This is a genomic window from Streptomyces cavernae (genome assembly GCF_004023625.1).
In the GTDB taxonomy this organism is placed as follows: domain Bacteria; phylum Actinomycetota; class Actinomycetes; order Streptomycetales; family Streptomycetaceae; genus Streptomyces; species Streptomyces cavernae.
Window position 1 is genome coordinate 204619 of record NZ_RPDJ01000011.1, and the last position, 13612, is coordinate 218230.

At 70.9% G+C, this 13612-nt stretch carries 11 protein-coding genes and 1 pseudogene; 8 read left to right on the plus strand and 4 right to left on the minus strand.

What is annotated here, in order from left to right:
• The first annotated feature begins 26 nt into the window (after nt 1-26).
• The 3 genes and pseudogenes from EF387_RS22805 to EF387_RS22815 all read left to right on the plus strand — a co-directional run.
• Nucleotides 27-1457 (plus strand): peptidase C39 family protein, encoded by a 1431-nt coding sequence (locus EF387_RS22805; RefSeq protein ID WP_128378445.1) that lies wholly within the window; start codon nt 27-29, stop codon nt 1455-1457.
• 259 nt (nt 1458-1716) lie between these two features.
• A complete protein-coding gene (locus EF387_RS22810; RefSeq protein WP_128378446.1) occupies nt 1717-1866 on the plus strand; it encodes an SCO1431 family membrane protein in 150 nt (49 codons plus the stop codon).
• A gap of 100 nt (nt 1867-1966) precedes the next feature.
• A pseudogene (locus tag EF387_RS22815) lies at nt 1967-2650 on the plus strand (TetR/AcrR family transcriptional regulator); the annotation flags it as partial.
• Nucleotides 2651-2905: 255 nt separating this feature from the next.
• Here EF387_RS22815 and EF387_RS22820 read toward each other — a convergent pair.
• A complete protein-coding gene (locus tag EF387_RS22820; RefSeq protein ID WP_128378448.1) occupies nt 2906-4159 on the minus strand; it encodes a glycoside hydrolase family 18 protein in 1254 nt (417 codons plus the stop codon).
• Nucleotides 4160-4433: 274 nt separating this feature from the next.
• On the opposite strand from EF387_RS22820, the gene EF387_RS22825 reads away from it, so the two are divergent.
• Nucleotides 4434-5603, plus strand: coding sequence for an acyl-CoA dehydrogenase family protein (locus EF387_RS22825; RefSeq protein ID WP_128378449.1), 1170 nt, complete (start codon nt 4434-4436; stop codon nt 5601-5603).
• Nucleotides 5604-6205: 602 nt separating this feature from the next.
• On the opposite strand, the gene EF387_RS22835 is transcribed toward EF387_RS22825, so the two are convergent.
• A complete protein-coding gene (locus EF387_RS22835; RefSeq protein WP_128378451.1) occupies nt 6206-6673 on the minus strand; it encodes a hypothetical protein in 468 nt (155 codons plus the stop codon).
• A gap of 269 nt (nt 6674-6942) precedes the next feature.
• On the opposite strand from EF387_RS22835, the gene EF387_RS22840 reads away from it, so the two are divergent.
• The 4 genes from EF387_RS22840 to fxsA all read left to right on the plus strand — a co-directional run bounded on the left by EF387_RS22840 (nt 6943) and on the right by fxsA (nt 11335).
• Nucleotides 6943-7383, plus strand: a complete 441-nt coding sequence (locus tag EF387_RS22840) for an Lrp/AsnC family transcriptional regulator (RefSeq protein ID WP_128378452.1) — start codon at nt 6943-6945, stop codon at nt 7381-7383.
• A 175-nt stretch (nt 7384-7558) separates the two neighbouring features.
• Nucleotides 7559-9181: an amidohydrolase gene (locus EF387_RS22845; RefSeq protein ID WP_128378453.1), complete on the plus strand. Its 1623-nt coding sequence runs from the start codon at nt 7559-7561 to the stop codon at nt 9179-9181.
• 699 nt (nt 9182-9880) lie between these two features.
• A complete protein-coding gene (locus EF387_RS22850) occupies nt 9881-10678 on the plus strand; it encodes a polyprenol monophosphomannose synthase (protein ID WP_128378454.1) in 798 nt (265 codons plus the stop codon).
• 78 nt (nt 10679-10756) lie between these two features.
• The gene (gene fxsA / locus EF387_RS22855) at nt 10757-11335 is read left to right on the plus strand and encodes an FxsA family membrane protein (RefSeq protein WP_128378455.1); all 579 of its coding nucleotides are present in this window, start codon (nt 10757-10759) and stop codon (nt 11333-11335) included.
• A 226-nt stretch (nt 11336-11561) separates the two neighbouring features.
• Here fxsA and EF387_RS22860 read toward each other — a convergent pair whose 3' ends face one another.
• Nucleotides 11562-11936: an RNA polymerase-binding protein RbpA gene (locus tag EF387_RS22860; RefSeq protein WP_003977404.1), complete on the minus strand. Its 375-nt coding sequence runs from the start codon at nt 11934-11936 to the stop codon at nt 11562-11564.
• Nucleotides 11937-12214: 278 nt separating this feature from the next.
• Nucleotides 12215-13570, minus strand: a complete 1356-nt coding sequence (locus EF387_RS22865; RefSeq protein ID WP_128378456.1) for an MFS transporter — start codon at nt 13568-13570, stop codon at nt 12215-12217.
• Nucleotides 13571-13612 lie beyond the last annotated feature (42 nt).

Here is a 13612-nt window from a genome sequence, read left to right on the forward strand (position 1 = left end):
TCCGGACTAATGGGGGTCACCCGCTCATGACCAGAGCACAACCGCCGTCCCGCAGAACCGTGCTGGCCGCCGCGATCACCGTCGCGGCGGCCGGCACCACCGGGACCGCCGCCGCGAGCACGGGCACAGCCGCCGCCGGCGGCACCGGTACCGTCGTCGGCCCGACCGGAACGGCCGCCGCGAGCGCCGCGGGGCGAGCCACCGGTCCCTCGCGGAAAGCCGTTCCCCACCCCGTGGACAACCGTGCATGGACCTCGTACGCCGACTGGCGTTCCGGCAGCGCCGAGGGCACCCGTGCGGTGGCGGCGCTCCGCCCCGGCCTGGTGATCGGCAGACCGGCCGGCACCACCGAATACTCCGATCCGCACACCGGAACCACCGCCACCTGGGAGTACGCCCGCTGGACCTCCCCGGTGCACCGGCTCAGGGTCCCCGCGGCCGAGGTCATCGCCTCCTGGAACGCGCACACCCCGCCCGGCACCTGGCTGCAGGTCGATCTGCGCGGCACCTACTCCGACGGCACGGAAACCCCGTGGTACGTGATGGGCCGCTGGGCCTCCGGCGACGAGGACATCAAGCGGACCTCGGTCGACGACCAGTCGGACGGCAAGAGCGACATCTGGACCGACACCTTCGCCATCAGTGATCCGGCCTCGGGGCTGCGCCTCGTCTCGTACCGGCTGCGGCTGACGCTCCACCGCCGGCCCGGCAGTGCGGCCACGCCCAGGGTCTGGCGGCTCGGTGCGATGGGCTCCGACATCCCGGACCGCTTCACCGTTCCGGCCTCCACGCCACGACTGGCCCGGGAACTCGTCGTCCCGCGCTACTCGCAGGAGATCCACATCGGCCAGTACCCGGAGTACGACAACGGCGGAGAGGCCTGGTGCAGCCCCACCTCCTCGCAGATGATCATCGAGTACTGGGGCCGGCGGCCCACCGCCGCGGACCTGTCCTGGGTGAACCCCGCCTACGCCGACCCGCAGGTGTGCCACGCGGCCCGCTTCACCTACGACTACCAGTACGGCGGCTGTGGCAACTGGCCGTTCAACTCCGCCTACGCGGCCACGTACCGGGACCTCCAGGGTGTGGTCACCCGGCTCGGCTCGCTCGCCGACCTGGAGACGCTGATCGCCGCCGGGATCCCCGCCATAACGTCCCAGTCGTTCCTCAAGACCGAACTGACCGGGGCCGGTTACGGCACTTCCGGCCATCTCATGACCGTCATCGGCTTCACCGCCGAGGGTGACGTAATCGCCAACGATCCCGCTTCACCCAATAACGATGCGGTCCGCCGCGTTTACAACCGTCGCGAATGGGAGACCATCTGGCTCCGGACCAAGAGGTACAACGCGAGCGGCAAGATCGTCTCCGGCACCGGAGGCGTCTGCTACCTGTACTTCCCGGCTCAGCCCTCCGCGCGTCAGCGCGCTGCGCTGGCGGCGGTGGGCATCCGCTGAGCCCGGGAAAAGGACGGCCCCTCTCCTCCGAGGGGGGCCGTCCTTCGCTCTCCTCCGAGGGGGCCGTCCTTCGCTGCGATCCCTCCGCCTTGACCCCTGTTCATCCGGATTGATGCAAATTCGTTCACCTTGACCAAGTACGTCCGGGATTGGCGCGGGTTTGTCCGGCGTGACCAAGCTCTCGTCCACGTCCGAGCATGTCGTGGCAAAGTGGTCGAAGCGGCGGGGGAGTCCACTGCGAGACGACTGTGAGCGAGGCATGACCACGATCTCCGCCATCGGCGCCCGTGTCCGAGCACGTACCGGCGGCCCCGACGACGACCGCGGCCACCGGATCCTGGAGCATCTCCTGGGCTGGACCCTCGTCGTCGTCCTCGCGATGTTCGTCACCCGGGCCGGATGGCTGTGATCCTTCTGCGCCGCTGGGGCCGTGGCTTGTTCTGACCCTCCCTCAGTTGCGGCTGACATACTACCGGTGTCCCCCACACGGCAGCAGAGTTGGTCCGGAATTGAGCAGTGGTCAACAGCGTGGGGTCGGCCGCCCGCAGTCGCGCGGCACCGACCGATCCCTGGCGCGCCGCGCCGAACTCATCGCCATCGGACGGAAGTTGTTCACGGACACCTCCTACGACGCGCTCTCGATGGACGACATCGCCAAGCAAGCGCGGGTCGCCAAGGGGCTGATCTACTACTACTTCAAGTCCAAGCGCGGCTACTACCTGGCGATCATCGAGGACTCCGTCGACGAGTTGGTCTCCCGTGCCGCCGGCAGCACCGAACTCCCGCCCCACGAACGGGTGCACCGCACCATCGACGGCTATCTGCGGTATGCCGAGCACCACCAGGCCGCCTACCGCACGATCATCACCGGCGGCGTCGGCTTCGACGCCGAGGTGCACGCCATCCGGGAAGGAGTGCGCGAGGCGATCATCGGGGCGATCGCGGAGGGAGCCTGGGGTTCCCCGGTCTTCGGGCCGGGCGGCCCGGACCGCGGGGGAGAGAACCCGAACGGGATACCCGCGGTGGCGCGGCTGGCACTGCTCGGCTGGCTGTGCAGTGTCGAGGGGATCACGCTGGACTGGATCGGCCACCAGGACCCGCCCCGTGACACCGTCCGGAGGCTGCTGGCGCGCACGCTGCGGATGACGCTGCGGACCATCGAGGAGTTCGAGCCGGACTTCCCGGTACCGCCGCGCGGGGAGCCGGGGCCGGTCGGCACCCGGCGTCTGGAATCGGAGCGGACGGGTCTGGAGCGGACAGGCCCGGAGCGGACAGGCCCGCAACGCACGCGCCACCCGGGGCCCGCGGGTCCCGCGCGGCGCGTCGGTGCGACCGGTTCCGAGCTTGGGGTGGGGGTCCGGCGTCCCCCACCCCAAGGTCCTGGGGAACGGCGCTAGTGCTCCGGCAGGCAACGTTTGCGCGACGGGCGAACGGTGCCTGCCGGGGCGCTAGTTGATCGCCCGGATCAGCTCGCCGTTCGTGGTGTCGCCGCTCAGTTCCCAGAAGAAGGTGCCGCCCAGCCCCTGCTGGTTCTTGTAGGTCATCTTCCCGGCGATGGTCGACGGGGTGTCGTAACTCCACCAGTTGGAGCCGCACTTGGCGTACGCCGTCCCGCCGACGGTGCCGGTGGCCGGGCACTTCGTCTTCAGTACCTTGTAGTCCTCGATGCCCTGTTCGTACGTCCCGGCGGCCGGGCCGGTCGCGGTGCCGCCGGGTGCTGTCTGGGTGACACCGGTCCAGCCGCGCCCGTAGAAGCCGATCCCGAGCAGCAGCTTGGACGCCGGGATGCCCAGGCCCTTGAGCTTGGCGATGGTGGCCGAGCTGTTCCACTCCGCCTTGGGGATTCCGGAGTACGAGGTCAGGGGCGAGTGCGGGGCCGTCGGGCCGGCCGCGTCCCAGGCGCCGAAGAAGTCGTACGTCATCGGGTTGTACCAGTCGACGTACCGGGCGGCGCCCGCGTAGTCCGCCGCGTCGATCTTTCCGCCGCTCGTCGCGTCGGCCGGGATCGCCGCGGTGACCAGGGCGGACGAGCCGAACTTGGCGCGCACGGCGGCCATCAGGTTCCGGTACGCCGCCCGCCCGCTGGTGTCACAGGTGGCACCGCAGGCGTTGGGGTACTCCCAGTCGATGTCGATGCCGTCGAAGACGTCCGCCCACTTGGAGTTCTCCACCAGGTCGTAGCAGGACTGGGCGAACGCGGCGGGGTTCCGTGCCGCCTCACCGAAACCGGCCGACCAGCTCCAGCCGCCGAAGGACCACAGCACCTTGAGGTTCGGGTACAGCTTCTTCAGCTTGCGCAACTGGTTGAAGTTGCCGCGCAGTGGCTGGTCCCAGGTGTCCGCGACGCCGTCGACCGACTGGTCCGCGGTGTACGCCTTGTCGGTGGCCGCGTAGGCGTCGCCCATCGCGCACTTGCCTCCGGTGACGTTGCCGAAGGCGTAGTTGATGTGGGTCAGCTTGGCTGCGGAACCCGACGTCCGGATGTTGTTGACGTGGTAATTGCGCTGGTAGACGCCCCATTCGGTGAAGTAGCCGACGACCTTGGAGGCGGCGGCCGCCTCGCGCGGTGCGGGTGCCGCCGCGGTCGCCTCGCGCGGTGTGGGTGCCGCCGCGGCAGTGCCGGCGCCGGCGAGGAGTCCGGCGCCGAGGACGGCGCAACAGACGGCGGCGACGAGACCTCGGAGGCGGTGCGGTCTGAGCATCGTGTCTCCTCGTGGGGGAGGGAGAGTGGGGGAGTGGTGCCGTCGACCTGCTGCGCCCCTCCGTGTCCGCTCCTGGCAGGGCTGCGCTTGCGACAAGGCTGTGCACTTGGCATGAACACGGAGGGGTGCCTGCCGGAACTGTAGGAGGACTAGACCACAGCGGTCAATGGTTCGTACCAATCCGGCGCGCGCTCCGCCCGCCGAGCGGGCATACTCACAGCGCCACCCTCGGAAGGGAGCTTTTCGCGCGAGAGGCTTCCGGAAGGGAGCCGTCATGCACCGCGCCCCACGGCCGGTGGACCGTGAGCCGCTCACGCCCGAGACCCGGGACCTGTTCTCACTCGTCCGTGAACTCGCGCGGCGGGAGATCGCCCCGCGGGCCGCCGAGGAGGAGGACGCCGGCCGCTTCCCCCGGGAACTGTTCCGTCTGCTCTCCGAGGCGGGACTGCTCGGCCTCCCGTACGGCTCCGCCCTCGGTGGCGGCGACCAGCCGTACGAGATCTACCTCCAGGTCCTCGAAGAGCTGGCCGCGGCCCGGCTGACCGTCGGCCTGGGTGTCAGCGTGCACACGCTCTCCTGCCATGCGCTCGCCCACTACGGCACCGAGGAGCAGCGGGCGCTACGGCTGCCGGGCATGCTCGGCGGCGGACTGCTCGGCGCCTACTGCCTGTCCGAACCCGCCTCGGGATCGGATGCCGCATCCCTGCGCACGAGAGCGGTACGGGACGGCGACCACTGGATGATCACCGGTACCAAGGCCTGGACCACACACGGCGGGATCGCCGACTTCTACACCGTCTTCGCCCGCACCGGCGACGAGGGGCCCCGCGGCATCACCGCGTTCCTGGTGCCCGGGGACGCGGAGGGGCTGAACGCCGCACCACCCGAGAGGAAGATGGGACTGAAGGGCTCGCCCACGGCGCAAGTCACCTTTGACGGTGTGCGGGTCGCCGACGACCGGCGCATCGGCGAGGAGGGGCAGGGCTTCGCGATCGCGCTCTCGGCGCTGGACTCCGGGCGGCTCGGCATCGCGGCGTGCGCGATCGGGGTCGCCCAGGCGGCACTGGAAGAGGCGGTCGGCTACGCCACCGGACGCGAGCAGTTCGGGCGGCCCATCGCCCACTTCCAGGGACTGCGGTTCATGCTCGCCGACATGGCCACACAGATCGCGGCGGGCCGCGCGCTGTATCTCGCCGCGGCCCGGTCGCGCGACGCGCGCCGACCGTTCGTCGAACAGGCGGCCATGGCCAAGGTGCTGTGCACCGACACCGCCATGAGGGTCACCACCGACGCCGTGCAGATGCTCGGCGGCTACGGCTACACGGCGGACTTCCCCGTCGAGCGCTATATGCGCGAGGCCAAGGCGCTGCAGATCGTCGAGGGCACCAATCAGATCCAGCGGATGGTCATCGCCCGTCACCTCGTGGGTCCCGACTCGCGCTGATCGTGCCGACCCCGACCGGCGGCGCCGTCAGCCGGGCCCATTCCGGGTCGTGACGGCCCGGCAGGGTCCTGCCGCGTTCGGCCCAGACGCGCATGAGGGCCCGGTAGATCGGAGGGTCCAGATACGGACGGGCCAACTGCTGGCGGGGTGGCGGAACCGATTCTGCGAAGGGCCGGAACAACTGCCCGGTGGTCGCGTACGTAAGGGTCATACCGGGGCAACGCGCTGATGCGGCGACAGGTCACCCCGGTTGTGAATCGACCGTCAGTTCGTGGTCTGCTCCGGGCGGTGGCCCGGTCACACCGGACCCGCACCACGACGGCGTACGGGCCGTGGTGCAGGGCGGTTGCCAGGATCGACCCGGATCTCACCCCGGTCTTCGGGGCGGACGGTCTTCGCAGACCGGCAGTCTCCGGAGTCTCTGGAGGTCCACGGTCTCCGCGGATCCACAGACTTCGGGGCCCGGAGGCCGTCCGGAGACTCAACGGGCGTCCAGAAGTTCAGGGGGCTGAACCGCTCGGCGGTCAGCCGGCCTGACGGCGGTATCGGGTCACGCGGCCGGACAACGGTATCGGTTCACGCTGCCTGGCGGCGGAGTCGGTTCACGCGGCCTGGCGGCTGGGGCGGCTCGCGCGGACGGCCTGGCGACGGATCGCGGGGATCCGCAGGGGGCGCGAACCCGGGCCGCCGACGTGGGAGAAGGGCTGCATCCGCCAGTCGAGCCCCTGAGGCAGCGTCAGCACGACGGCGTTGTCCTGCTCCTGGAGCTGAAGAGCCTCGTCGGCAGGGCGGGCGTCGGTCGCCGCGCGGCCCGTGCCCGGGCAGACCGTGAGCCCGAACGGGTTCCACGGCGAGGCGCACAGCGCGTGCTCGGGCAGGAACGCCTCGTCCGCCAGGAGCGCGATCGACTGCGCGCAGTCCGGGCAGATCACCCGGTACATCTCGAACGTGTCGTACGCGTCGTGCTCCTCGTCGTCAAGGGCGTCCGGTTCGACGCCCTCCGGAGCGAGCTCGACGACGGGCTGCCGTCGCTTGGACGTGACGCGACCAGGGCGCTTGAGACTCTGCATTGGGTTCTCCCCCTCGGGCTGGGCCGGCCAGGCACCGTGGCCTCGGCCACAGCAAGCACTTCCCGCGTCGTCGCGGCGGTAATCACGACGACATCACGAACCCTGTTCGAGCACTGTGGCGTTCGTCACATGCCGCATGCAGGTGTCCGGGCGCCCGACACGCCACGACAAAGGCCCCCGCGAAAACCCGGCAGCCACATCACAAACAGGGTATGACCAGCGCCGCTGAGCTATCCGGAGGGATCAAGGGCACTGTAGGTTCTTGCGTCATGGAGGAGCTGGACCGACAAATCGTGCAGCTGCTCGTCGCGGACGGGCGGATGAGCTACACCGACCTGGGCAAGGCCACGGGCCTGTCCACGTCGGCCGTGCACCAGCGGGTGCGCCGGCTGGAGCAGCGGGGCGTCATCCGCGGCTATGCCGCCGTCGTCGACCCCGAGGCCGTGGGGCTGCCCCTGACCGCGTTCATCTCGGTCAAACCGTTCGACCCCAGCGCCCCGGACGACATCGCCGAACGCCTGGCCGGCGTCCCCGAGATCGAGGCCTGCCACAGCGTGGCGGGCGACGAGAACTACATCCTCAAGGTCCGCGTGTCGACACCGCACGAACTCGAGGAGCTCCTGGCCCGGCTGCGCACTCTGGCCGGGGTCTCGACGCGGACGACGGTGGTTCTGTCGACGCCGTACGAGGCGCGGCCGCCGCGGATCTGACACGGGTGACCGTCCCGCGCCTCTGAGGACGGGCGCGGCTGTCCCGCGCCGGGCGGCACCGTCCCGCGCCGGTGGTACCGACCCGCGCGAGCGTGGGTTCCGGGCTCGCGCGCCCGAGCCCGGGCCGTGCGGACCCAGGTGAGGAGCCCCCGGTCCCGCACGGGAAACTGTGCACATGAGTGAGAGCCCCGAGACCCCAGGCACCGTGCTGCTGCGCCGAGGGGAGGTCCACAGTCCCGCCGATCCCTTCGCCACCGCGATGATCGTGGAAAGAGGACGCATCGCGTGGGTCGGTTCGGAGGGGGCGGCCGACTCCTTCGCGGACGGCGTCGAGGAGATCGTGGACCTGGACGGTGCCCTCGTCACCCCCGCCTTCACCGACGCCCATGTGCACACCACGGCCACCGGCCTCGCCCTGACCGGCCTCGACCTGTCGGCCGCCCGCTCCCTGGCGGAGGCCCTCACCCTGGTACGGGAACACGCCGGCTCCCACCCGGCCGACCGCGTCCTGCTCGGTCACGGCTGGGACGCCGCCCGCTGGCCCGACGGGCGCCCGCCCACCCGCGCCGAACTCGACGAGGCCACCGGCGGCCGCCCGCTCTACCTCACCCGTATCGACGTCCACTCGGCGGTCGTCACCACCGCCTTGCTCGATCTGGTCCCCGGCGTCACCGATCTCCCCGGCTACACCGACGGCCCGCTCACCCGCGATGCCCACCACGCCGTACGCGCCGCCGCGCACGCCGCCGTCACCCCCGGACAGCGCACGACCGCGCAGCGCGCCGCGCTCGCGCACGCGGCCTCCCTCGGCATCGGCTCCGTGCACGAGTGCGCGGGACCCGACATCTCCTCCGAGGGCGACTTCACGGGACTGCTGCGGCTCGCCGCATCCGAACCCGGTCCACGGGTCGTCGGCTACTGGGCCGAACAGGCCGAGGACGGCGTGGCGAGGGCGCGGGCGCTGGGCGCGTCCGGCGCCGCGGGCGACCTCTTCGTCGACGGCGCCCTCGGCTCGCACACCGCCTGCCTGCACCGGCCGTACGCCGACGCCTCTCACACCGGCACGGCCTACCTGGACACCGCGGCCGTGGCCGCCCATGTCGTCGCCTGCACGGAGGCGGGTCTGCAGGCCGGCTTCCACGCCATCGGCGACGCCGCCGTGACCACCGTCGTCGAGGGTGTCCGCGCCGCCGCGGAGAAGGTCGGCCTGCCGCGGATCCGCGCCGCCCGGCACCGCGTAGAACACGCCGAGATGCTCACCCCCGAGACGATCGCCGGCTTCGCCGAACTGGGCCTCACCGCCTCCGTCCAGCCCGCCTTCGACGCGCTGTGGGGAGGGGAGGACGGCATGTACGCGCGGCGGCTGGGCGCCGAACGGGCCCGTACGCTCAACCCGTTCGCGGGCCTGCTGCGCGCCGGTGTCCCTCTCGCCTTCGGCTCCGACAGCCCGGTCACCCCGCTCGACCCGTGGGGCACCGTGCGCGCCGCGGCCTTCCACCGCACGCCGGAGCACCGGGTGTCCGTGCGCGCCGCGTTCACGGCGCATACGCGGGGCGGCTGGCGGGCGATCGGCCGGGACGACGCGGGCGTACTGGTCCCCGGGACACCCGCCGACTACGCCGTGTGGCGCACCGAGGCGCTGGTCGTCCAGGCCCCCGACGACCGGGTCGCCCGCTGGTCCACCGACCCGCGCTCCGGCACCCCCGGGCTGCCCGACCTGACCCCCGGCGCACCGCTCCCGCTCTGCCTGCGCACGGTCGTCGACGGGCACACCGTGTTCGTACGGCCGGGCGAGTGATGTCCGGGGGTGGCGCGGCCCGGGCCGGGGCCCACCACGGCCCGGTGCGACCTGCGCATCCTCCCCGCTGACCAGGCATTGCTGAGAAAACCCGCAGGTCAAACGGGTGTTGACAGTGAGCGGCGGGGGGCCGGTAGGTTCGGCCGGGTCCACCACCGGACGGCCGACCGGAGAACGCCCGCGCTGTCGCCGATCGCCGCTGGGTCAGGGGCGGTGTGCCGCACACCGGTGCACCACCGCTGGGAGCCAGGCCCAGCTCCCGCGCCACGGGGGCGAGGGAACGTTCCGGCCGGATGGGGGTACCTCCCTGCTCAAGGAGGATCCCTCTGCTCCGGGAGTCCCTCCCGCTCGAGCCTTGTCGAGAGTGGGGGAGAACTGAGCGGGGGAGAAGCCACGAGCCGGGGGAAGGTGTGACCGGGTGGGGCCCAGGCGTTCAGTAGACAACGGCTTTCGGTCGATCCGCAGCCAGCGGGTCCCAGGTCGGCCCGAAGGGCGCCGGGCCCCGATCCGTGATCGGCCGGGACCGTTCGGTGGCGCATTCGCCGAGACTTCCTTCCGCGTACCGACGGCTCTCACCGGGTTCTTGCCCGCTTGGCCGACTCTTGCGGAATCGGCATGCTCAACTGGCACGCGCCGCAACAATGGCGCAGGCAGCGGCCACTAAGGTGGACCCCTGCGTACGGACGTGAAGGGGCAGCAGTGAACGACGGCGACGGAACCCTCGAGGCGAAGGCCCAGGGGAGGCAGTTCGGTCCGCTCGGCACGGCCTTGGTGATCATCCCGACCTACAACGAGGCGGAGAACATCAAGTCCATCGTCGGCCGGGTGCGGACCGCCGTGCCCGAGGCGCACGTGCTGATCGCCGACGACAACAGCCCCGACGGCACCGGCAAGCTGGCCGACGAACTCGCGGCCGATGACGAGCACGTCCAGGTGTTGCACCGCAAGGGCAAGGAAGGACTCGGCGCCGCGTATCTCGCCGGGTTCGCCTGGGGGCTCGAACAGGGCTACGGCGTGCTGATCGAGATGGACGCGGACGGTTCCCACCAGCCGGAGGAACTGCCCCGGCTGCTGACCGCGCTCAGGGGCGCCGACCTCGTGCTGGGCTCCCGCTGGGTGCCCGGCGGCCGGGTCGTGAACTGGCCCAGGTCCCGCGAGTTCATCTCCCGCGGCGGCAGCCTCTACTCGCGCGTGCTCCTCGATGTGCCGATCCGTGACGTGACCGGCGGCTACCGTGCCTTCCGCCGCGAGACCCTCGAGGGCCTCGGACTCGCGGAGGTCGCCTCGCAGGGCTACTGCTTCCAGGTCGACCTGGCCCGTCGTGCCATCAGGGCCGGATACCACGTGGTCGAGGTCCCGATCACCTTCGTCGAGCGGGAACTGGGCGACTCCAAGATGAGTCGCGACATCCTCGTCGAGGCGCTGTGGCGGGTGACCACATGGGGGGTCGGGGAGCGGGTCGGCAAGGTGCTGGGACGACGGGGCCCGTTGTCCTGACCCGCCCACCGGTAGTGCACGGTCCGCGCTGATCAGGGGCTTATCCCGCACTGAGCCCGGTGCGGGCACACTGGGGGCATGACGACTGGCGCCACACCCGGCTACCCCGCCCGGAAACCGAGACGCTCCCGCCTGGGCACGTTCCTGCCGTTGGGCATCGCCGCCTGGCTGGTCCTGGAGATCTGGCTGCTCACCGTGGTCGCGGGCGCCGCGGGCGGCGGCACCGTCCTCCTGCTGATCCTCGCCGGGATCGTGCTCGGCGGCGTGGTCATCAAGCGCGCCGGCCGCCGGGCCTTCCGCAATCTCACCGAGGCACTGCAACAGCAACAGAGCGGCACCGCGCCGACGGGCGGCGGCACCGAGGGCAACGGCCTGATGATGCTCGGCGGTCTGCTGCTGATGCTGCCGGGCCTGGTCTCGGACGCCCTCGGGCTGCTGCTGCTGGTTCCGCCGCTGCAGCGCGTGCTGAGCCGTTCCGCGGAGCGGGCCTTCGAGCGCAGGATCCGGGCGGCCACCCCCGGCGGCTTCGGGGACGCCTTCCAACAGGCCCGTATCCACCGCCCGGACGGCAAGGTCGTCCAGGGCGAGGTCATCCGGGACGACGACCCGGCGTCCGACGGACCGGACCCGGGCCCGCGTCGGCCCCTGACACCGTGACGGAGGTCACCTGGAACCGTGACCGAGGCAACCTGCCAGGTGACCGAGGTCACCTGGCACCGTGACAGAGGTCACGTGGTCGCGTAACTGATGTGAAGCGCAGCCGTCCACATATCGCACACCGCGGGGCGGGACACCGTGCATACGGTGTGCCGCCCCGCGGTCTTGTGCTTGCTGTGCGCCCTGGTGCTGTGGTGCTCTGTCTGCCGCCCAGCCCCCGGAGGAACTACGCGGACTTCCGGCTGTCCCTCGGATGAACAGCGATGTTCATGGCGCCGGAACGGAGAACGGCCAGGCGCTCCTCGAGGACCTCTTCGAGTTCCTCACGGGTGCGCCGCTCCATGAGCATGTCCCAGTGCGTACGCGCCGGCTTGGCCTTCTTCTCCTCGGGGCCGTCGCCATCCACCAGGAGTGCCTGGGCCCCGCAGACCTTGCACTCCCACTCCGGCGGAATCTCCGCCTCGACCGAGAAGGGCATCTCGAATCGGTGGCCCTTCTCGCATGCGTACTCCACGGCCTGGCGCGGGGCCAGGTCGATGCCGCGGTCCGTCTCGTAGCTGGTCACCACGAGGCGCGTGCCGCGAAGAGCTCGCTCACTCATGAATCGTGCCTCCCGGGCTTGTCGCCCACAGGACAGGTGTCGCTGTCGTCGTCATCCGGTCAACGTCCGGTCGGCGGTAAAGATTCCCGTTCCGAGTCCCGTTCCGGGTCATGCGTCGCCGTCGTAGCCGCAGCCTTGTCGACCAATGTCGTACCCACCGGCGCCCGGTTTGTCACATCTGACAGCAGATGTCACCCAGCGTTTCGGCTTCTTTGACGCGCAGTAACGGTACGCCTGGCAGGCCAAAGGCGTACACTACCCCCCTTTGCCGCTCGGTGCTAAATCCGGTCCGGTACCGGGTTGCCCGCCTCCTCGACGGCCCGCCGTACCGGAACCCTCGCCAGCAGCGCGAAACCGATCACGAAGAACACCACCAGCGAGATGATCGCGTCCCGATAACTGCCGGTCAGCTGGTACGTGAGCCCGAAGAGGAGGGGGCCGAGCCAGCTCATTCCCCGGTCGCTCGTCTCGTAGGCGGAGAAGTACTCGGCCTCCTTGCCGCGTGGGACGAGATGCGAGAAGAGGGAGCGGGAGAGCGCCTGGCTGCCGCCGAGCACCAGCCCGATCCCCGCCGCCAGCACGAAGAACCCCGCGGAAGACCCGGCCGGCAGGAAGAACCCGGCCCCGATGGTCACGGTCCAGGCGACCAGCGAGCCGAGAATGGTGCGTTTCGCGCCGTACACCGCCGCGAGCCGCCCCATGCCGAGCGCCCCGACCACGGCGAGCACCTGGACCAGCAGCACCGCCACGATCAGCGTCGACTGGCTGAGCTCCAGCTCCTCGGAGCCGTAGACCGAGGCCTGGGAGATCACCGTCTGGATGCCGTCGTTGTAGACGAGGTACGCCAGCAGGAAAGCGAGCGTCAGCGGATGCCGCCGCATGTCCTTGAACGTGGCCGCGAGTTGCCGCCACCCGTGCCCCGCCGCATCCGCCGGCGCCGCGGCCCGGTCCCTGAGCCGCTTGAGGGGGACGAGGGTGAAGGCGCCCCACCACAGACCCGCCGACGCCAGGCAGATGCGGACCGCTGTGGATTCGGACACACCGAAGGAGTCGTGGGCCGTGAACAGCACCAAGTTCAGCAGCAGGACGAGGCCGCCCGAGGCGTAGCCGAACGCCCAGCCCCGGGACGAGACGGCGTCCCGCTCCTCGGGGGCGGCGATCTGCGGCAGGTACGCGTTGTACAGCACCATCGACACGGCCACCGAGGCGTTGGCGACGATCAGCAGGAGGCCCCCGAGGAGATAGCGGTCGCCGTCCAGGAAGAACATGCCCGTGGTGGCCGCGGCCCCCAGATAGGCGGAGGCGGCCAGCAACGGCTTCTTGCGGCCCGTCCGGTCGGCCGCCGCCCCCGCGAGCGGCATCACGAGGACCGCCAGGATCACGGACGCGGACACGGAGTACGCGAAGAACGACCCCGCGCGCACCGGGATCCCGAGCGGGTGCACGAAACCGTCCGCATCCGCCGCCGACTCGGCGACCGACGTCAGATACGGGCCCATGAACACGGTCAGCACGCTCGTCGAGTAGACCGAGCACGCCCAGTCGTAGAAGTACCAGCCGTGCTGCTCGCGCCGCCGCTCGGCGGCGGCATCGTGGTCGTCCTGCCCCTGCGCCCGCACGGTGTCGGTGCCCACCCGTGCCCCCTCGCTGTTCGTGACCTGTCGGCCGTGTCGGCT

Bases quoted from the DNA above. Each gene is read 5' to 3' on its own strand.
- EF387_RS22805 (WP_128378445.1), top strand. From the start codon at position 27: ATGACCAGAGCACAACCGCCGTCCCGCAGAACCGTGCTGGCCGCCGCG.
- EF387_RS22810 (WP_128378446.1), top strand. From the start codon at position 1,717: ATGACCACGATCTCCGCCATCGGCGCCCGTGTCCGAGCACGTACCGGC.
- EF387_RS22820 (WP_128378448.1), bottom strand. From the start codon at position 4,159: ATGCTCAGACCGCACCGCCTCCGAGGTCTCGTCGCCGCCGTCTGTTGC.
- EF387_RS22825 (WP_128378449.1), top strand. From the start codon at position 4,434: ATGCACCGCGCCCCACGGCCGGTGGACCGTGAGCCGCTCACGCCCGAG.
- EF387_RS22835 (WP_128378451.1), bottom strand. From the start codon at position 6,673: ATGCAGAGTCTCAAGCGCCCTGGTCGCGTCACGTCCAAGCGACGGCAG.
- EF387_RS22840 (WP_128378452.1), top strand. From the start codon at position 6,943: ATGGAGGAGCTGGACCGACAAATCGTGCAGCTGCTCGTCGCGGACGGG.
- EF387_RS22845 (WP_128378453.1), top strand. From the start codon at position 7,559: ATGAGTGAGAGCCCCGAGACCCCAGGCACCGTGCTGCTGCGCCGAGGG.
- fxsA (WP_128378455.1), top strand. From the start codon at position 10,757: ATGACGACTGGCGCCACACCCGGCTACCCCGCCCGGAAACCGAGACGC.
- EF387_RS22860 (WP_003977404.1), bottom strand. From the start codon at position 11,936: ATGAGTGAGCGAGCTCTTCGCGGCACGCGCCTCGTGGTGACCAGCTAC.